The sequence below is a fragment of the Rhodococcus sp. JS3073 genome, assembly GCF_026810085.1.
Taxonomy (GTDB): Bacteria; Actinomycetota; Actinomycetes; order Mycobacteriales; family Mycobacteriaceae; genus Rhodococcus_F; species Rhodococcus_F wratislaviensis.
The window spans coordinates 7903623-7922636 of the sequence record NZ_CP113951.1 but is presented as its reverse complement, the minus strand read 5'-3'; the positions used below and the strand labels follow the sequence as shown (position 1 = coordinate 7922636).

The 19014-nt window shown below is 64.0% G+C and carries 18 protein-coding genes and 2 pseudogenes; 15 read left to right on the top strand and 5 right to left on the bottom strand.

Annotated features, from left to right (window positions below; all coding sequences use genetic code 11):
* The first annotated feature begins 34 nt into the window (after positions 1-34).
* The 5 genes from OYT95_RS36110 (at position 35) to OYT95_RS36090 (ending at position 3759) form a co-directional block, all read left to right on the top strand.
* Positions 35-427 carry a Zn-ribbon domain-containing OB-fold protein gene (locus tag OYT95_RS36110; RefSeq protein ID WP_240960784.1) on the top strand — a complete coding sequence of 131 codons (393 nt, stop codon included), beginning with the start codon at positions 35-37 and terminating at the stop codon, positions 425-427.
* Positions 424-1569: a thiolase family protein gene (locus OYT95_RS36105; RefSeq protein ID WP_268790330.1), complete on the top strand. Its 1146-nt coding sequence runs from the start codon at positions 424-426 to the stop codon at positions 1567-1569. Before OYT95_RS36110 ends, OYT95_RS36105 begins: the two co-directional genes overlap by 4 nt.
* Entirely contained in the window at positions 1566-2063 is a 498-nt protein-coding gene (locus OYT95_RS36100) for a hypothetical protein (protein ID WP_268790329.1), read from the top strand. The genes OYT95_RS36105 and OYT95_RS36100 overlap by 4 nt, the downstream gene beginning before the upstream one ends.
* Positions 2060-2854 (top strand): SDR family oxidoreductase, encoded by a 795-nt coding sequence (locus OYT95_RS36095; protein ID WP_268790328.1) that lies wholly within the window; start codon positions 2060-2062, stop codon positions 2852-2854. Before OYT95_RS36100 ends, OYT95_RS36095 begins: the two co-directional genes overlap by 4 nt.
* 128 nt (positions 2855-2982) lie before the next feature.
* Entirely contained in the window at positions 2983-3759 is a 777-nt protein-coding gene (locus OYT95_RS36090; RefSeq protein WP_268790327.1) for an SDR family oxidoreductase, read from the top strand.
* 425 nt (positions 3760-4184) lie between these two features.
* Here OYT95_RS36090 and OYT95_RS36085 read toward each other — a convergent pair whose 3' ends face one another.
* The 3 genes from OYT95_RS36085 to hisD form a co-directional block, all read right to left on the bottom strand.
* Positions 4185-5150: a 3-hydroxyacyl-CoA dehydrogenase family protein gene (locus OYT95_RS36085; protein ID WP_268790326.1), complete on the bottom strand. Its 966-nt coding sequence runs from the start codon at positions 5148-5150 to the stop codon at positions 4185-4187.
* An 83-nt stretch (positions 5151-5233) separates the two neighbouring features.
* Positions 5234-5980 (bottom strand): SDR family NAD(P)-dependent oxidoreductase, encoded by a 747-nt coding sequence (locus OYT95_RS36080; protein WP_268790325.1) that lies wholly within the window; start codon positions 5978-5980, stop codon positions 5234-5236.
* A 10-nt stretch (positions 5981-5990) separates the two neighbouring features.
* Positions 5991-7337, bottom strand: coding sequence for a histidinol dehydrogenase (gene hisD, locus OYT95_RS36075; RefSeq protein ID WP_268790324.1), 1347 nt, complete (start codon positions 7335-7337; stop codon positions 5991-5993).
* A 345-nt stretch (positions 7338-7682) separates the two neighbouring features.
* Between hisD and OYT95_RS36070 the strand changes: the two genes are divergently transcribed.
* The 5 genes from OYT95_RS36070 to OYT95_RS36050 all read left to right on the top strand — a co-directional run bounded on the left by OYT95_RS36070 (position 7683) and on the right by OYT95_RS36050 (position 12850).
* A complete protein-coding gene (locus tag OYT95_RS36070) occupies positions 7683-9056 on the top strand; it encodes an MFS transporter (protein WP_037231731.1) in 1374 nt (457 codons plus the stop codon).
* A gap of 31 nt (positions 9057-9087) precedes the next feature.
* Positions 9088-10074: a LacI family DNA-binding transcriptional regulator gene (locus tag OYT95_RS36065; protein ID WP_037231851.1), complete on the top strand. Its 987-nt coding sequence runs from the start codon at positions 9088-9090 to the stop codon at positions 10072-10074.
* Between the two features lie 231 nt (positions 10075-10305).
* On the top strand, positions 10306-11313 hold the full coding sequence (locus tag OYT95_RS36060) for an aldo/keto reductase (protein ID WP_268790323.1): 1008 nt from the start codon (positions 10306-10308) through the stop codon (positions 11311-11313).
* Positions 11314-11337: 24 nt separating this feature from the next.
* Complete coding sequence (locus OYT95_RS36055; RefSeq protein ID WP_268790322.1) at positions 11338-11772, top strand: SRPBCC family protein; 435 nt, start codon at positions 11338-11340, stop codon at positions 11770-11772.
* Positions 11773-12019: 247 nt separating this feature from the next.
* Positions 12020-12850 (top strand): aldo/keto reductase, encoded by an 831-nt coding sequence (locus OYT95_RS36050; protein WP_037231728.1) that lies wholly within the window; start codon positions 12020-12022, stop codon positions 12848-12850.
* 525 nt (positions 12851-13375) lie between these two features.
* On the opposite strand, the pseudogene OYT95_RS36045 reads toward OYT95_RS36050, so the two are convergent.
* A pseudogene (locus tag OYT95_RS36045) lies at positions 13376-13638 on the bottom strand (transposase); the annotation flags it as partial.
* Positions 13639-13926: 288 nt separating this feature from the next.
* Between OYT95_RS36045 and OYT95_RS36040 the strand changes: the two are divergent.
* Complete coding sequence (locus OYT95_RS36040; RefSeq protein WP_268790321.1) at positions 13927-14466, top strand: TIGR00730 family Rossman fold protein; 540 nt, start codon at positions 13927-13929, stop codon at positions 14464-14466.
* Between the two features lie 179 nt (positions 14467-14645).
* Here the strand turns inward: OYT95_RS36040 and pdxR are convergent, their stop codons facing one another.
* On the bottom strand, positions 14646-16085 hold the full coding sequence (pdxR, locus tag OYT95_RS36035; RefSeq protein ID WP_268790320.1) for a MocR-like pyridoxine biosynthesis transcription factor PdxR: 1440 nt from the start codon (positions 16083-16085) through the stop codon (positions 14646-14648).
* A 47-nt stretch (positions 16086-16132) separates the two neighbouring features.
* On the opposite strand from pdxR, the gene OYT95_RS36030 reads away from it, so the two are divergent.
* The 4 genes and pseudogenes from OYT95_RS36030 to OYT95_RS36020 all read left to right on the top strand — a co-directional run bounded on the left by OYT95_RS36030 (position 16133) and on the right by OYT95_RS36020 (position 18767).
* Positions 16133-16633 (top strand): carboxymuconolactone decarboxylase family protein, encoded by a 501-nt coding sequence (locus OYT95_RS36030; RefSeq protein WP_268790319.1) that lies wholly within the window; start codon positions 16133-16135, stop codon positions 16631-16633.
* 159 nt (positions 16634-16792) lie between these two features.
* Positions 16793-17107: pseudogene (locus tag OYT95_RS44825) on the top strand (aquaporin); the annotation flags it as partial.
* Positions 17059-17745, top strand: a complete 687-nt coding sequence (locus tag OYT95_RS44820) for an aquaporin (RefSeq protein ID WP_442972575.1) — start codon at positions 17059-17061, stop codon at positions 17743-17745. The pseudogene OYT95_RS44825 and the gene OYT95_RS44820, both read left to right, overlap by 49 nt.
* Positions 17746-18185: 440 nt before the next feature.
* Positions 18186-18767, top strand: a complete 582-nt coding sequence (locus tag OYT95_RS36020; RefSeq protein WP_268790317.1) for an NAD-dependent epimerase/dehydratase family protein — start codon at positions 18186-18188, stop codon at positions 18765-18767.
* The last annotated feature ends 247 nt before the right edge of the window (positions 18768-19014 follow it).

Below are 19014 nucleotides of genomic sequence, written 5' to 3'. Positions count from 1 at the left end.
AGCGCAGCTAGTTCAGAGAGGCGGAATGTAGCCCATGATTTCCACAGGTTCACCACTGAGAAGCGATGTCGTCAATTTGGAGCCGCAGGGCCTCAAGGGTATCGCCTGCCGGGTGTGCAGCCGACGCTCGTTCCCGGAGCGGCCGCTGTGCCCTCATTGCGGGGCTGACGCCGTCGACAACGTCCTGCTGGCCGGCCGAGGTCGAGTCGTCAGTTGGACCGTCGTCCACCAAGCCCCGCCCCCGTTGCAGACGCCGTACACCCTGGTGACCGTCGATCTCGACGACGGTGTCCGATTGTTGGGCGCGGCGACAGGTGCCGTCGAGATCGACGACGAAGTTGCTGTCGAGTTGTTCACATTGAAGACCGATTCCTCCGGAGAACCACTGTGGTGGTACCGCTTCCGGGGCACCGAGGAGAACCGATGAGCGAGACCTACATCGCCGGCGCCGGCATGGTGCGATTCGGCAAGTACCCCGTCGACATCACGTTCGAGAAACTTGCCGTCGGCGCCGCACGCGAAGCGATGTCCGACGCGGGCGTGAGCACCAAGGACATCGAATCCGTCTACGTCGGGCATGTCTTCGGCGGTCCGGTCGCCGGCCAACGCGTCGCGGCGCAAATGGGCCTCGGCGGACTCCCCGTATCCAACCACGAAAACTACTGCGCCAGCGGCGCCACCGCGATCCGCGAAGCCTGGATCGCAATCAAGGCCGGCCTGTACGACATCGTGCTGGTCATCGGCGCGGAGAAGATGACCGACCGCGTCTCCGGTGGGGTCATGCCCGATCCCACGGACCTCGATGCCATCAACGGCTTGGTCATGGCCGCCAATCACGGGATGAGTGCTCGGCGGTACATGTCCGACCACGGTGCCACCCGCGAACAGATTGCCGCAGTGGCCGTGAAGAATCACGCACACTCGGTGCACAACCCGTTCGCTCAATACCAGCGGCCGATCAGTTTGCAGGAAGTTCTCGACGCCCGCACCATTGCCGATCCACTGGGACTGCTCGATTGCAGTCCCATCAGCGACGGCGCCGCCGCAGTGGTGCTGTGCAGTGCAGCCGGTCTCGCCAAACTCGGGCGATCATCAGCTCCGCGCATCGCCGGCTGCGCCCTGGTCAGCGGCAAGATCGTCACTACCGACACCAACCTCAACGACGAGGACGTGTCACGCCGCGCGGGCGAACAGGCGTGGGACATCACCGGATACGGGCCCGAAGACATCGACCTGGTAGAAATGCACGACTGCTTCACGATCGCCGAGATCGTCCGCCTGGAAGGCCTCGGCGTCGTCCCCGTCGGCGAGGGCGGTAGGTGGGCCGAGAACGGTAACACCTCGATCGGCGGCAAACTCCCCGTCAACGCCAGCGGTGGCCTCCTCAGTCGTGGACACCCGGTGGGTGCCACCGGAGTCGCACAAATCTGCGAGCTCACCTGGCAACTCACCGACCGTGCCGGGCAACGCCAGGTCGACAAAGCGAACATCGGGCTTGCCTACTGCAAGGGAGGCACCGTCAGCGGCACCGACGGTGGCTCTGTCACAGTCCTGCTGGTGACGCGATGACCACCTCGGCGTTCACCACGATCGATCTCGCCGACACCACCGCTCCCGCCGACGCACCCGCCTCCTCGGTCGTGGTGCTCGTCTACCGCGGCACAGAGAGCGAGCCCACGCTCGATACCGCGGATCTCGAGCAGGCGGTGGCAGATCCGCTGATGGCTGCATTTTCCGCCGTTCAGCATCACTGGACGGCCATAACCGAAGCACGCAATCGCGGCCGGGTGGTCGTCCTCGCCCCGGCGTCGGCGGCATTGGGAGACCCGCTCAGGCCGTTGGACTGCGCGGTTACCGGCGCGCTGATCAGCTTCGTCCGGTCTGTTGCCATCGAGCTGCAGCGGCACGGCGGGGCCGCGAACGCAGTCTTCTACGACACCGATCCCAACGAACCGGCCGTAACCGAGCTGATCGCGGCACTCACCGCCGAGCACGCGGCTGCGGTGACCGGTCAGGAAATCTACGCCGCCAACGGCACCGACCTCGGAAGGCTGCACCCATGAACTCAGACGGCCAAAGACTCGCACCACGACCTCGGGTCGCCTTCATCACCGGCGCTGCAGGCGGTATCGGACGAGGCATCGCCGAACACTTGGCCGAACTCGGATACAGTCTCGGCCTTTCCGACATCTCCGAAACCGGACTGCGGGCAGTCGCGAGCGACATCACCGAGACCACCGGTGTCACTGTTTCTGCCCGCGCCGCGGACCTCGCCGACCGGGAATCCGTGCAGGCCGCGGTCGATGCCACCGTCTCCCGACTCGGTGGGCTCGACGTTCTGGTGAACTGCGCGGGAATCCTCAAGGACGCCCGAATCGAGAAGATGGATCCCGCAGTCTTCCGGCAGGTTCTCGAGGTCAATCTGTTGGGGATGCTGACCACCACTGCCGCCGCATTGCCGGCGCTGCGCCGCTCGGGAACCGGCCGCATTATTTCGCTGACCTCGCGCGCCTGGCTGGGCAACTTCGGCTCCACAAACTACGCCGCCTCCAAGGGCGGGATCGCCGGCGTGAGTAGAAGCCTGTCACTGGCTCTTGCAACCGACGGCATCACCGTCAACTGCATCGCGCCCGGGTTCATCGAAACACCGATGTCGAATTCAATGCCCGACGAGATCATCGAGCGAGTGCGCCAATCCATCCCGGTCGGCCGAGTAGGACAGCCCGTCGATGTGGCACGTGCCGTCGCGTTCCTCGCCGACACCGGATCCGGTTACCTGACTGGACAGAGCATTCCGGTATGCGGAGGACGAAGCATCAGCGGCTCCATGAGGAAGGCCCCCGCCTCGGCATAGCCGTTTGCCTGGGTGTGGTGCACCTAGGCAGATCGCGGCCTGTTCGCCCACCCCGATCACGCCGACGATGGATCCCGTACCCCGAGGAACCACCCTCGAAAACACCACCACCACGGAGACACACCCCCATGAACCAGGTACTGACCGGAACCCCCCTCACCGGCCGCATCGCCGTCATCACCGGCGCCTCCAGCGGCATCGGCGAAGCCACCGCCGAACGACTCGCCCAACTCGGCGCCAAAGTCGCCCTCCTCGCCCGCCGCACCGACCGCATCACCACCACCGCCGACCGCATCACCGCCGCCGGCGGCACCGCCATCGCCATCACCACCGACGTCACCGACCGCACCGCCCTCAAGGCCGCCGCCGACCACATCACCACCGAACTCGGCCCCGTCGACCTCGTCTTCGCCAACGCCGGCGTCCAGCTGATCTCCGAAATCGTCGACCTCGAGGTCGACGACTGGGACACCCAGATCGACCTCAACATCAAAGGCGTAATGAACACCATCCAGGCCTTCATCGCACCCCTCGTCCAGGCCGCCGCCGACGGCAAACCCGCCGACCTGATCACCACCTCCTCGATCGCCGCCACCCGAGTCCTCGAAAAATTCCAGGTCTACTCCGGCACCAAGGCCTACATCAGCCAACTCACCCGCCTACTGCGCACCGAACTCGGCCGCAAGAACGTCCGCGTCGCCACCATCGAACCCGGCATGGTCGACACCGAACTCCCCGACCACGTCACCGACCCCGACGCCAGCCAACTCATGGCCGACCTCATCGACCAGATCGACGTCCTCCAATCCGAAGACATCGCCGAAACCGTCGCCTTCCTCACCGCCGTCCCCAAACACGTCAACCTCACCGAAATCACCATCCTCCCCACCGCCCAAGCCATCTAACCCACCAACTGGAGCGAAGAGTCAGCACATGAGCGGGCGCAGCGCACGTGCCCGCCAGTCCTGCACTGGCGGGTACGCGCGAAGGAGTAAGTCCGTTGTCAGGACTGCGTGGTCAAGGTCTTGCTACCCGGTCCGGAATTTCGTCGACACCGCCCGGGCAGTCGCCACGCTCCGCACCGTCCCCCAGACGTGGGCGCCCACCGGGTGACAGCTCGGGCACAGTGAGAGCGGCATCCTATCGGCAGCGCGTGGGCTCCGAGGAACGGGGACGCTGCGGGATCCACCGTGCTGTTATCGCAGGCAATCGTTTCCGCATGGCGGTGTCATAGTCTGCGCACCATGCGATGGTGTGCACCGGCTCGCCACCCGCCTCATCGGGCGGGTAGCGAGCCGCGTGCGGTGTAGTGCTGTGCTGTGCCGAGTCGTTACAGTCCGGGCGCTGGTCCGAGGTCGGCCCGCAGCGCGGACAGGCGTCCGTACGCATTGTCCCGGTATGCGAGGAGTGCGTCCTTGCCCGATTCGGCGATGTCGAGCAGACCGCGACCCGACTTGACGCCGAGCCGGCCCTGCTCGACCAGGGTCGTGAGGACTTCAGGGACGGCGAACCTCTCCCCGAAGGCCTGCTCGAGAGTTTCGTAGGCACCTTTGTAGACGTCGAGTCCAGCCATGTCGCCGATCGCGAAGGGCCCGAAGAGGGCGAGGCGGAAGCCGAAGGTGTTGCTGACGACCGCGTCGACCTGCTCCGGTGTCGCAGTTCCCTCCTCGACGATCGCCAATGCCTCTTTGTAGAGCGCGAACTGCAGACGGTTGGCGACGAAGCCGGGAGCATCGGCAACCCGGGCGGTAATCTTCCCGAGGGATCGAACGAACAGTTCGGCGACATCGACTGTTTCGGTATCGGTGTAGGTACTGGCGATCAGCTCGACACCGGGGATGAACGTGGCCGGATTCATCCAGTGCACGCCGAGGAAGCGGGACGGTTCGTGGACTTCCTTGGCGAGTTCGTCGATGGGTATCGCGGACGTGTTGGTGCCGATGATCGCCTCCGGTCGAGCTGATCCCGATATCCGGCGCAGAGTTTCCAGCTTGACGTCGACGATCTCGGGCACCGCTTCGGTGATGTAGTCGGCGTCGGAGACTGCGTGCTCGATCGACGGTGCCGCACTCAGTTTGTCCGCAATCGCGGCGGCAGCGTCGGCCGGGAACAGGCCGAGAGATTCGTATTGCGCCGCCTGGGTGATCAGGCGATCTCGTGATTTCTCGGCGGTCGCCGCGTCGACATCGGCAAGGGCGACGGGATATCCCGCCAAGGCGAGAACGTGTGCTATTCCTCCGCCCATGTACCCGGACCCCACGACACTGGTGCGTGAGATCGTGTCTAGATTGGCCATCACTTCTACTTTCGAGTTCGGACTCCGGGAGGAGCGGCGGGGTTCGCCTGGAGAGTGCGACGTAGGTTGCCGGCGGGGCGCGGTTATCGGATGGTGTAGCCGCCGTCGATCGCGATGGTGTGGCCGGTGACGAGTGAGGCAGCGTCGCTGAGAAGGAAGATGACCGCGCCGACGATGTCTTCGGGCTCCCCGAAGCGCCCCATGGGGATCCGTGACCGGAGCTCTGCGGCCCAGTCCGGGCGACTGAGGGTCGACTCGGTCAGTTCGGTGCGAACGAAGGTCGGTGCCACCGCATTGACCCGGATTCCGCTCGACGCCCATTCCAGCGCAAGCACTTTCGTCAAGTGGATGAGAGCGGCCTTGCTGGTGCCGTAGGCGGCTCGTTCCTCGATGGCGACCAGCCCGGCCTGGGAGGCGATGTTGACCACCGCCGCGGGGGTCGAGGACGCGAGCCATGATGTGGCGAATTCGGTGGTGAGGAAGAAGCTGCCGCGCAGGTTCGTGTCCAGGACCGAGTCCCAGTCCTCGTCGGTGATCTCGATGGCGGGTTTGGGGATGTTGATGCCGGCGTTGTTGACGAGCAGATCGATGCCGCCGCTGGCATCGAGGAGTTCCGCGACACCACGCCGAATCGAGGCTGTGTCGGTCATCTCGAGTGTCACCGCAGGGGTGCCGTAGCGGGCGGAGACCGATTCGGCGGTCTCACGGCTGCGGGTGGTGCCGTAGACCACCGCGCCGGCCTCGGCAAGACCATCAGCGATGGCCTTGCCGAGGCCCCGACCAGCCCCGGTGACGAGGGCAGTTTTGCCCTTCAAATCGAAGGTGGTCATGACGACTCCCCTATTTGGTGAAGCGGTGGTCGGACCAGGAGAGCGCCTCTCCGCGATACTTGGCGGCGCGGACGTCGCCGGATCGGGCGTGGCCCTCGAAGTACTCCACGCGGGCCGCGCGACCGCACAGTTCACCGAAGAATGCGCTCGACTCGGGGTTGGTCACCTCCTGGTAGGTCACCGTGCGCAGGTACTTACCGACCCAGAGACCACCGGTGTAGCGGGCCGCCCCACGCGTAGGGAGCACGTGGTTGGTGCCGATGACCTTGTCTCCATAGGAAACACAGGTTCCTTCGCCGAGGAAGAGGGCACCGTAGTCGTGCATCTTCTCGAGCGCCTCGCGCGGGTTCCGGGTGAGAATCTGCACGTGCTCGGAGGCGTACTCGTCAGCCAGCGCGTACGCCTGATCCAGATCCTCGACGACCCGGACCTCGCCCCAGTCCCGCCATGCTGCCTCGGCGAAGTCGCGCGTGGGCATGTCGACCAGAATGGTATCGATGTGCTCGATCACGGCGCGGCCGAGTTCCTCGCTGGTGGTGATCAGGACCGCGGGTGAGTCGGGGCCGTGTTCGGCCTGCGAGAGCAGGTCCACGGCGACGATGAACGGGTCGGCGTGCTCGTCGGCGACGATGAGCACCTCGGTCGGGCCGGCGAAAAGGTCGATGCCGACCTCGCCGAACAGCTGACGCTTGGCCTCGGCAACGAAGGCGTTACCGGGACCGGCGAGCATGTTGACCGGGCGGATGGTCTCGGTGCCGACGGCCAGAGCGGCCACCGCCTGAATACCGCCGAGCAGGTAGATCTCATCGGCGCCGGCCAGCCGCATCGCAGCGATCGTCGCGTCCGGGACTTCACCACGAATGAGCGGGGTGCACGCCGCCACCCGCTCGACCCCGGCCACCTTGGCGGTGATGATCGTCATGTGCGCGCTTGCCAGCAGCGGGTACTTGCCACCGGGAATGTAGGCGCCGGCCGCTTGAATGGGAACGTTCTTCTGCCCGAGGAAAACACCTGGGAGCGTTTCGATCTCGAAATCTGTCAGGGACTCGAGCTGCTTCTGCGCCATCACCCGAACCTGCTCCTGCACGAAGGTGATGTCCTCGATCACCTGACGCGGCACCCGGGTGACGATCTCGTCGAGCTGCTCGGAACTGAGCAGGTAGCTGTCCGCCGAGTAGTTGTCGAACTTCTCCGAGTACTCGCGCACCGCGGCGTCGCCGCGCTGGCGGATATCCGCGATGACGTCCTCCACGGTCGAACGCACCGACGAGGTGCTCCCCCGCTCGACGCTCTCCCGTTGGGGCACCTTGAGGTCCACGGTGCGGATTCCAGACCTGTGATCTGCGGCAATCGTCATGGGAAGACTCCTCCATAGCGTGAATGGCGAACAGATTGCCCGCCGTGTCCAATCCAGTTGACGCAGGACATGTGGTCCCGGTCACGTGCCAGCACTGTATACGTATTCATTCAACCGTGCAACGCCCCAGGCAGCGCGTACAGGATTGCCGCCCCGAGGTTCACCTGCACCGCCTCGTAACCTGGGAACAATCTCGACTTCCTCGCAGGTAAGAGAGTTTGGGTATGTATTCAGAAAGTTTTGGAAACCCCTCGGAAAATTCGATGACTACGTATACACTCGTCCGTCGTAGCGCGGTCATATGTAACCTGCGCCACCCTCTAACCCTCGAGAATTGGAGCGCACATGAGTGTCGACGCGTCGACAGACCCACCGCAGAGCCAAACGACTTCAGCCCCGGCCGTCGATCCCGCCATGCGCCGACGGGCGATGGTGTCGTCGGTGCTGGGCTCGTGCATCGAGTGGTACGACTTCTACGTGTACGGGGTGGCCGCGGCGATCGTCCTCAACGGCCAGTTCTTCCCGAACGTCGATCCCTTCATGGGAATCCTGTTGTCCTTCAGCACCTATGCGATCGGCTTCGCCGCCCGGCCCATCGGCGGGGTCATCTTCGCGCACTTCGGTGATCGAATCGGGCGCAAGAAGATGCTCATGATGACTCTCGGTCTCATGGGCTTCGGAACATTCATGATCGGCTGCCTGCCGAACTTCGCGGCGATCGGTATCGCGGCACCAATCATTCTGGTGTTGCTGCGGATCGTGCAGGGACTCGGAGTCGGCGGCGAATGGGGCGGTGCCGCACTGATGGCGACCGAGTACGCGCCCGCGAAACGTCGCGGATTCTTCGGCTCCTGGCCGCAGATCGGTGTACCGGCCGGAACCCTGCTCGCCAACGGCGCCTTCTTCCTCGTCGTCGGGCTGCTGCCGGACGAAGCGTTCGAGGCCTGGGGCTGGCGGATCCCCTTCCTGTCGTCGCTCGCGCTGATCGCGTTGTCGTTCTACATCCGCAGCAAGGTCGCCGAATCGCCCGTGTTCGAGGAGATCAAGGCCAAGGGGGAGATCGAGAAGCTGCCCGTAGTCAAGGTCATCAAGACCCGCCCGCTGACGATCGCGCGGGTGATCATGATGCGGTTCGCCGAGAACGCGAACTACTACATCTACACCACGTTCCTGCTCGCCTACGGTCCCGCCATCCTGGTCGGCAAGAACGACATCCTGCTCGCGACGATGATCATGGCGGGCCTCGGCTTGTTCACCATCCCGTTCTGGGGTTGGATCTCCGACCGGTGGGGCCGCCGATACACAGTGCTGGCCGGGGCAGTGACGATGGCGCTGATGGCCTTCCCGTTCTTCTGGGGCGTGCAAACCGGTGACTTCCTGATAGTGCTGCTGGTGCTGATCCTGACCTGCAACGTCGGCCGGGACCTGTGCTACTCGGTCGAACCGGCGTACTTCACGGAACTGTTCGAGCCGAAGCTGCGCTACTCCGGCGCTTCGGTCGGCCCGCAGGTCGCTGCCGTCCTGGCCGGCGGATTTGCACCGCTCATCGCCACCGCACTCATCGGTCCCAACTTTGACCGCTATTGGCTTGTAGCCGTATACATGGTGTTGACCTCGATCATTACAATCGTTGGTGCGCTCTGGTCCCCGGAGACGGCGCCGCTGGTGCGGCTACGCCGAGGATTGAGCGAGGAGCACGACCCCACGACGGGGAGGTAGGCCGGGCTGTACAGGGGTGGAGGAGGACGACATGGTCACGAGTCGGGACGTAGCTCGCGTTGCGGGGGTATCCCAGGCCACCGTGTCCCGGGTCATGTCGTCCTACCCAGGGCTCGCCCCCGCCACGAGGGCAAAGGTCCTCGAGGCGATGGAGACCCTCGGATATGTGCCACACGCCGGGGCGCAGGCGATGAAAACGCGCCGAAGCAACGTCATCGGAGTCGTGGTCGCCGACCTGACCAATCCGTTCTACTCCGAGATCCTCGACGAACTCACCAAGGAATTGGACACCGCGGGAATGCGCGTCGTGGTGTGGAACGCCGGCGGTGGCAGTCACCACGACGCCCTGAAAGCGATCCGGGAACGCGCAGTTGACGGGGTCGTATTCACCACTGCGACCGAGGAATCCGTCGAACTCGAAGCGGCCGTCCAACAACGAAGCCCCATCGTGTTGATCAACCGAGTCGTCGATGGCCTCGACTGCGACAAGGTCACCAGCAGCAACCACTCCGGCGGCGCCGCTGTCGCCGAATACCTCGTCGCCCACGGCCGTACCCGGGTCGCATTCATCGGAGCTGACGACCGGGCGAGCACGTCCCGCGACCGCGCGAAAGGATTTCTCGCGCGAATGCGTGAACTCGGGCACCCTGTTCACTCCCGCAACCAGTTCCACGGGGACTTCTCCCATGAGTTCAGCGCAACGACGATGGGCACCCTGCTCGCCCGGAAGAACAAGCCCGACGCAGTCTTCTGCGCGAACGACTATCTGGCGTTCGGTGCACTCGACACGCTGAAGACGGCGAACCGGACATCGTCGGAGTGCTGGGTCATCGGCTACGACGACATCGAAATGGCATCGTGGTCCCTGTTCGACCTGACCACGGTCCGCCAGCCCAGCCGCGAAATGGCCCGTGTCGGTGCACAACTCCTGCTGCAACGCATCTCCACGCCAGATGCCCCGTTCAGGACGGTGGAGTTCCCCTGCGAACTGGTCATCCGCGGCAGCACACGAGACTGAGTACCCCGGACAGAACTACACGCTTTCCGGTAGCCCCTGCCCCCGACTCGGTCAACAGGTGCGCGATATCCGAGTTGGGCGCGCCGTGGTGGACACGGCCCCGTTCGGTGTCGACACGATTCCGTCCCGATCGCCTTTATACCGCGCTTGCAACTATCGGCTCAGGCAACTATCGTCGAACATGCAAGGTGCGGGCTTCAGCGAGCCGCCAGTCAGATCAGAAAGCACATCATGAGCATCTCTCCACTTCTTTCCTCACCCCTGGGCTTCGGAACCGCCCCCCTGGGAAACATGTTCCGCGACATTCCCGACGCGGAGGCCTCAGCGACCGTCCAAGCGGCATGGGACCAGGGCATCCGGTATTTCGACTCCGCGCCGTTCTACGGCGCCGGCCTCGCGGAGATCCGACTGGGAGAGGTCCTCGCGGACCATCCCCGTGAAGACTTCGTCCTGAGCACGAAGGTGGGAAGGGTCATCTTCGATGAAATCGAGGACCCCCACGACCGACAACTCGGCGAGAAAGGTGGGCTGTTCCAGCACGGCCGACCCAACAGAATGGTCAATGACTACACCGCAGACGCGACAATGCGCTCGATCGAAGACAGCCTCGGACGCTTGAAGACCGATCGTCTCGACATCGTCTGGGTCCACGACATCGCCCAAGATTTCTACGGCGACGAGTGGCTGCAACAGTACGAGAGCGCGCGCACTGGCGCCTTCCGTGTCCTGACCCAACTCCGCGAGGAGGGTGTCATCAAAGCATGGGGGCTGGGAGTCAACCGAGTCGAACCGCTGGGGATCACCCTCGACCTGGATGAACCACAGCCAGATGCGTTTCTGCTTGCCGGTCGGTACACACTCCTCGATCACGAGCGTGCATTGCAACGACTGATGCCCACCGCGCAGAAGCGGGGCGTGGACATCGTCATCGGTGGCCCGTACAGCTCGGGAATCCTCGCCGGCGGAAGCCACTTCGAGTACCAGCAAGCCCCCACGGAGATTGTCGAGAAGGTCCGAAGAATGACGACGCTCGCCGAGCAATACGGAATTAGCATCAAAGCGGCCGCCCTCCAGTTCGCCCTGGCGCACCCCGCCACCGCGGCCGTCATTCCCGGCGCCACCCGCCCCAGCCGAATCACTGAAGACATCGCCGCGATATCGGAGACTGTCCCGCAACGTTTCTGGGAAGACCTTCGCGAACAAGAACTCATCGCCCCGAACGCACCCCTCCCCCGCTGACAACACCCTCGAAGGAGAACCACCATGGCCCGCACGTCGACATCCATCGAGCTGCCAGTTCCCGACTTCAAGGTCTGGGAGCTGATTGGCGGCTTCGACGCTCTACCCGACTGGCTGCCATTCATCCCCTTCAGCAAGCTCAGCGAAGGTGGACGAGTGCGCACACTCACCACGCAGGACGGTGAGACCGTTATCGAACGCCTCGAAGCATTCGACAATAGCCGGCATTTCTACACATACTCGATTCTCCAGGCACCGTTCCCCGTCACGAACTACACGTCCACCCTCGCCGTTCACCAGAACGACGAGAACAGTTCGCGTATCGAATGGTCCGGTGAGTTCACTCCTGTGGGCATCAGCGACGATGAGGCCATCACCCTCTTCCGCGGAATCTATGCGGACGGGCTCACAACTCTCGCCGAAAAACTCGGTGACAGTGAGCACACCACCCAAGTCTGATCGGATCCATCGCAGCTCTCGTCGTCATGCTCGCGACATTCACATCCCGGCGAGTAGTCAGATTCCAGCAATCGTCTCCTCGTGCCTCACGTGTGGCTACGGCTTCGGCACAGTATCCGGCCAGCGGACCAGGATTGCGGTAGTCAAGCGCTGTCGTAGCAGCTACCTCACCCGCTCCCGAGGCGCAATCCGTGCACACCAGCCCCGATCTCCTCAACCATCCACAACACCGGGAAGACATACCATCATGGCAAATCAGCACATCCCCACGGTCACCTTGAACAACGGAATCACGATGCCCCAAATTGGCTTCGGAGTATTTCAGGTACCCGACGACCAGGCGACCGCAGCAGTGACAACAGCCCTCGAGGTCGGATACCGGAGCATCGATACAGCTGCCATCTACGACAACGAGCAGGGCGTCGGACGGGCAATCGCTGAGTCCGGTCTTCCTCGCAACGAACTGTTCATCACGACTAAGCTGTGGAACGCCGACCAGGGATACGACAGTACACTCGAGGCATTCGACCAGAGCCTCCACAAGCTCGGCCTCGAGTATCTCGATCTCTACCTCGTGCACTGGCCGACACCACGACGCGATCTCTATCTCGAAACCTGGCGGGCCTTCGAGAAGCTGCACTCCGACGGACGGGTTCGTGCGATCGGCATCTCCAACTTCGAGCCCGCACACATCGACCGACTCGTCGCCTCCGGCAATATTCCGCCGGCCGTGAATCAGGTGGAACTTCACCCCGCACTGCAGAACCGCGCGACCGTGGCGGCAAATAGACGCCACGAGGTCGTCACCGAGGCATGGAGCCCACTTGCTCACGGGGAAATTCTCGAAGATCCCCTGCTCGCCGACCTCGCCGCAAAGCACGATCGCTCACCCGCCCAGGTCGTGCTGCGGTGGCACCTCCAGCAAGGACGTGTAATCATCCCAAAATCTGTGACCCCGTCACGGATCGCCGAGAACTTCGACATCTTCGGCTTTCAACTCTCTGACGTCGAACTCGCCGCGATCGATACGCTGGAGCGGGACGGCCGTACCGGACCGCACCCCACAGAATTGAACTGATGGCAGAAATGACGGCACTCGAGAGGCTGGGCGACCGCGGGTCGATGCTCGGAAAGTAGCTCCGCTCGACAATGATTCGCGACAGTCGATCCCGCTCGTGTCCGTCATCCGGGAGCGAATGAGACGATGCGCTGCTGTTGCATCGGAGGATCCAGACGCTGGATCGGCGTGATCGAGGAATGGAACGAACCCAGACCAGGCGTTCTCTCCCACCGCCGGACGATCGCCGGATACTTTCGGACCCCAACTGCCGCTGACTCGGAAAAGCACTCCTTGGCCGCGGGCTCGGTGACATGCCGTGGGAGTCGGCGGCAGCAGGTCCCGCGACGTCTCGTCCCAATGAGCGAGGCGGCGCTGGGTGAGATCGACATTCAGAACTTCCAGGCCATCGACGGCGACTACGGGGGTCGCCTGAGGTGTTAACGCCGGTGGCGACGTAGTCGGGTCGGTTGGCACCAGTCCGTCCCCGATCTTGATGGAGTCCCCCGCTTGCGGGGAAGATGGCGTCGATGAACCTTCCCCAAGCCCTGTGGTCAGGATTTTTTCCGAGAGTGACAGGATGATTTCGTCGACGCCGTCAACCTCCGCTGTCGTTTCTTGACGATCTACGAATCGGATGAAGTATCAGTGTCAAGCGGGACCTGGATCTCGACCGGGCCGATCTCCGTGAGTACCGTTTTCGTTCGGCAGGCGTTACGGGAAGCCCAATGTTACGGTCCGCTATCTCGTGTTTCCTAGCCCCGACGCTCGTCAATGTTCGCCTCCAGCGCGCATTCGAGCAGATCCTCTCCTCCACAGCATGATTCGCTTTTCGCCGTCACATGGCGCAACCCGGCACCAAACGCGTACGTACCGACCCCGACTGCTGCGCAACACTATTCAACCGCACCGACATCAGAAAGGGGCTGCGGCGACCTGCTTGCACAAGCCTGATCGGAATGAACACTGGCGGGCCACACGCACATGCTCGACCGTGATGGCGCCCAGTCGCCAAGGTGAGGGTCCGTTCGCAGTTGCCCCCTTACGCTTCAGCATCGAGCATCGCCGCACTTCTATCAGAGTCTTATAGTTCAACCATGAACATTTGCGTCTTCCTCTCCTCCGCCGACCTCGACGAGCGCTATACCCGGCCGGCCCGCGAGTTCGCAGAACTCATCGGAAAGGGCGGCCATACCCTGGTATGGGGCGGATCCGACACCGGGCTGATGAAGGTGGTCGCCGACGGAGTACGCGAGTCAGGAGGCCGGCTCGTCGGGGTCTCGGTCGACTTTCTCCGGGACTTTGCAAGGAAGGACGCCGACGAAATGGTGATCGCCAAGGATCTCGCCGAACGCAAGGCGCTGCTGCTCGCCCGATCGGATGCGGTGGTGGTGATGGCCGGTGGCCTGGGCACGCTGGACGAGGCGACAGAAATCCTGGAGTTGAGGAAACACGGACTGCTCGACAAGCCGGTGACGCTGCTGAACACGGTGGGCTTCTACGACGGGTTGATACTCCAGCTCCGGCGGATGGAGGAGGAAGGTTTCTTGCCGGTACCCCTAGCGGAGCTGGTCTTCCTCGCAAGCGAGGGCGCTGGCGCACTCGCGCACCTGGAGGCGTCCGTCGGGATGCGGTGAGGTGACCGTTCCGAACCGAACACGATCGCACGACGCTTCGACCAACATGTCGAGGCCGTCACCGAACAACGAAGACTTCGATCGAACTGCGCCGGCCCTACTCGGCGCTGGATCGGAACATTGGTGCCTGGGGCGCGAACAGACTGCGCGAGCCGCATCAAGCCTACGGCAGCCCTGGCCTAGGGCATCACTCTGCACAGTGCGTCCAGCGCGCCTCCCCACGCACTGTCCGAGGGTGCCGCGTAGTTGACCACCAACCCGTCGCGCTCGGGCAACTGCCACTCGGTGTCCGCCATTTCGTAGCGGAACTGCGCGATCCCGCTGACCGCCAGGCCTTGCCGGGCCGCCGCCTCCACGACAGTGCGCTCGGTCCCGCGAGGGAGTTCGAGGACCGCTTGCAGCCCCGCGGCCATGCCCGTCACGCGGATGCCGGGGGCCCTCTGTGCCAGGGCCGCGACCAGTTGGTCACGGCGGCGCCGGTAACGCAGCCGCATCGAACGCACATGACGGTCATACGCGCCCGATGCGATGAACTCCGCAAGCGTCAGCTGCTCGAGCGCACTCGACATATAGTCACCGTTTGCCTTGGCCGTCACGATCTCCGGGATGAGTTCCTCTGGCAGCACCATCCAGCCGAGCCGCAGCCCCGGCGCCAGCGACTTGCTCACAGAGCCGAAATACACCACCCGGTCGCGGTCGAGGCCCTGCAGAGCACCCACCGGCTGACGGTCGTATCGGAACTCCCCGTCGTAGTCGTCCTCCAAGATCAGCCCGCCGGTGGTACGCGCCCAGTCGATGGCCGCCGTGCGCCGGTCCGGGCTCAGCGCGACCCCCGTCGGATACTGATGCGCCGGAGTCATCAAAACCGCGCCGATCCCTCGCAATCGCACCAAATCGTCGGTGCGCACACCATGTTCGTCGACATAGAGGGGCGGGGTACGAAGTCCTGCACCGGTCAGCAGGTCCCGATAGAGGTCGAGGCCGTACGACTCGACGGCCACCGCCTGCACCCGCCGCGCCCTGAGTGCCTGCGCCATGAGCGTCAGACCATGGTGGAAACCGGAACAGATGACGACCCGCTCCGGCTCGGCGTACACCCCACGGGCCCGCGCCAGATAGTCCGCCAGGGCGGTGCGCAGCTCGATCCGGCCGAGGGCATCGCCATAGCCGAACGCTTCGTGCGGCGCCGCGGTCAGAGCGCGGCGGGCCGCGGAGAGCCACTGCATGCGCGGAAAGTCCGTGAGGTCCGGCGAACCCGGCAGAAGTCCATACATGGGACGGCGCCGAGTCGGCCTCACACGGGCAGCTGCGGGCGCGGCCGCGCGCGGCTCGGCCCGCCTGGCCACCCATGTCCCGGAACCCTGCTGCGCACTGAGCCAGCCCTCGGCGACCAGTTCCGCGTAGGACTCGGTCACGGTATTGCGTGAGATACCAAGATCGGCGGCGAGCGAGCGGGACGCCGGCAGCCGGGTGCCAGGCGCCAGACGCCCCGTGCGCACGGCCTCTCGCAGCGCGTCCGTGAGGCCGGCGCGCAGCTTGGGTCCGTTCAGTTCCACATGCAGGTCGGCACCGCCCCCGGAAGGTGACGAACCCGCAGAATTGGTATGAAGATCTGGCATAGGAATGGACCCTACTCCAGTGCCACTCGGGACGTAGCGTTGCTGGCATGACGATGAACGAAGTACACGAAAGCACGGAATTTCTCCCCGAGCACGCACCCCGCCTGGACTGGGCAAAGCTCGCACCCGAGGCATACAAAGCGATGATCCGTCTCGACACGGCCGCGAGGCAGGGCGTCGAACCGACGTTGCTCAACCTGGTCAAGATCCGCGCGTCCCAGATCAACCACTGCGCCTTCTGCCTGGACATGCACAGCAAGGACGCGCTGGCCGCCGGCGAATCGGCGGAGCGCATCATCCAGCTCAACGCATGGACGGAGTCGCGGCACTTCTACACGGCGAAGGAGATCGCGGCGATCGAAATGACCGAGGCGATCACCGTACTCACGGACGGATTCGTCCCGGACGAGGTGTACGCGAAGGCCGCGAGCGAGTTCGACGAGACCGAACTGGCCCGACTCATCGTTGCGATCGCGACGATCAACACGTGGAACCGTTTCGGCGTATCCACCCGATTGGTCCCCGGTCACTACACGCCGGACTCCTAATTCACCGAGCGAGCGAACGCGACAGGGCGACCGGCGACCTCGCGGAGGGGCCTCGCGTCCGAATCCCGGTATCCGGGCGGGACCGTGTCCGAAAACGGCCAGGACCTGCCGCCCGGATACGTCCGGAATCCCCTTTCGGCACACCGACACTAGGAGAACATGGTGAGTACCGCTTCGACTCATCCACGCCGGCAGCCACTGGCGCGTGCCGCCGACGAGTTCGCGCTCACCGCAGTCCTGCTGTTCCTCGCAGTGACTGTCGTCCGGTGGTTGCGTGATCCGGGCTCCGCCCTCTACATCGCCGACCTGGACGTCGCACTTGCCATCATCGGGGTTGTCAGCGGGATCATCCTCACCAGTCTGATGTTCAGCCCACCCGGCAGACGCGCTGGCGGGCACCTGAATCCCGCCGTGACCATTGCCTTGTGGCTCATGAACGCCTTCCCTGGTCAAAGTGTTCCGCCCTACATACTCACCCAACTTGCGGGTTCAGCGGTGGGGACGGGGCTCGCGCGCCTGGTGTGGGGGCGTGCGGTCTCGTTCCCTCCTGTCGACTACGCCGCAATCAGGGCCGCGTCCACCTGGCAGCCCGCGTCCGTCTTTCTCGCCGAGATGGGCTCGATGATGTTATCGGACTGTCAGTCGGGCTGGTCATCGCATTCCTCGGTCCCCGCAGCGGGGGATCGATCAACCCCGCCCGCCAGTTCGGTCCTGCTGCACTCTCTGGGCGCACGACCGATCTATGGATTTATCTGGTCGCACCGGTCCTGGGAGCGGTTCTCGGGGCGTCGGTCGACCACGCACTCAACCGGCGGTTCCGCACACGCCGTGCGCTCGTGACGATCCCCACTGCTTTCGTCCCCGACCTGCGCAATCGCCGAGTGATTCAGCTGCAGCTGTTCAGGGACCGTTCCCGACGCGGAGATCCGTCTGCTCGCCACAAGCCATTTCGCATTGGAGACGCATCGTCAAGCGATCGCCGACCTCGTGCGGGACGTCCTTCATCCATCGCATCCACTGACCTCACAAGCTGGGACGTACCGATCCGCGTTCGCCCCGTTCCATTCTCGGCATCAGATGCCGGGAACAACTCAGAAAAGGGTTTGACATGAAGAATCTTGCTCGTGGTGCACTGATCGCGGTTGCGGCCGTCACTGTCATCGGAGGGTTCGGCGCCGGCGCCGCGTCGGCACATCCGGCAGACGCTCTGGACAATCCGGCATTGGTCCACCAGTCGTCGATCGACAACTCGTTCCCTCACCATCCTCACAACCCCATCGGCCCTCCCCGCGTCGGCCCCAACCCATTCGGTCACGAGCGGGGAGGTCCAACAGAACGTCCCAGGTTCAACCCGTTCCAGTGGAGTATCTGTCCCGGCATTTCTCCCCAGAGCCATTGCGTCCCTTAAAGGCCGCAGTGGTCGGCTGTCTATCGTGTTCCGGCCTGCACAGAGGCCCGCGCTTCCGAAAGGGCAGGTACCCGTATGACATCGTGCCGCGGTTGGCGGCGGCGGTTCAGTTCTAACTACAGTTTCGTATAGTCAGGAGTAATCATGAAGATATTTCTTGCCGGCGCATCCGGCGTGATTGGGCAACGGCTGATTCCCCGGTTGATTCAGGCGGGGCACGTAGTCGGCGGCATGACGCGCTCGCCCAGCAAAACGGAGCTATTGAGCCACCTCGGTGCCGAACCGGTTCTTTGTGATGTCTTCGACCGGGAGGCTGTCATCCAGGCGGTTCGTGACTTCAGGCCGGACGTCATGCTGAACGAGCTGACCGATCTGCCGGATGATGCGGCCCAGATCAGTGAACACGCAGATCTGAACGCTCGCATCCGAACCGAGGGAACCCAGAATCTGATCGAGGCCGCGCGGCGGAGCGGGTCGCCGAAGATCCTGGCCCAAAGCGTCGCCTGGCAACTGCCTGATGGGCCCGACGCTCAGGCGGTCGCAGAATTGGAGCGTTCCGTTCTCGCCGAGGGTGGCGTTGTATTGCGCTATGGACAGTTCTACGGGCCCGGCACCTACAACGAGCAGCAACAACCTGAGGCACCGCGGGTTCACATCGACCGAGCTGCCGAACGAACCGTAGAGGCGCTGCGCGAGCCAACGGGCGTCGTCGACATCATCGACTGAGCGCGCGACCGGGGTCCGGCTGACCATCGCGTTGTGGTGAATTCGGGGTAGTGAGTGGAAGTCGCGGCGATCATGTTCGGGTCGGCCGCGGATCGGTTGAACTGCGAACCCATGACGACACGAGTTCGAGCCCCCTGGCCGGCAACTCGAGGCCTCGGGTGATCGCGCCGCGGCCCCCGCTGTCATCCTTACCAACTGCACGCAGTCCACGACGATCAGACGCAGCTCCCACTGATCGTCGTCGAGG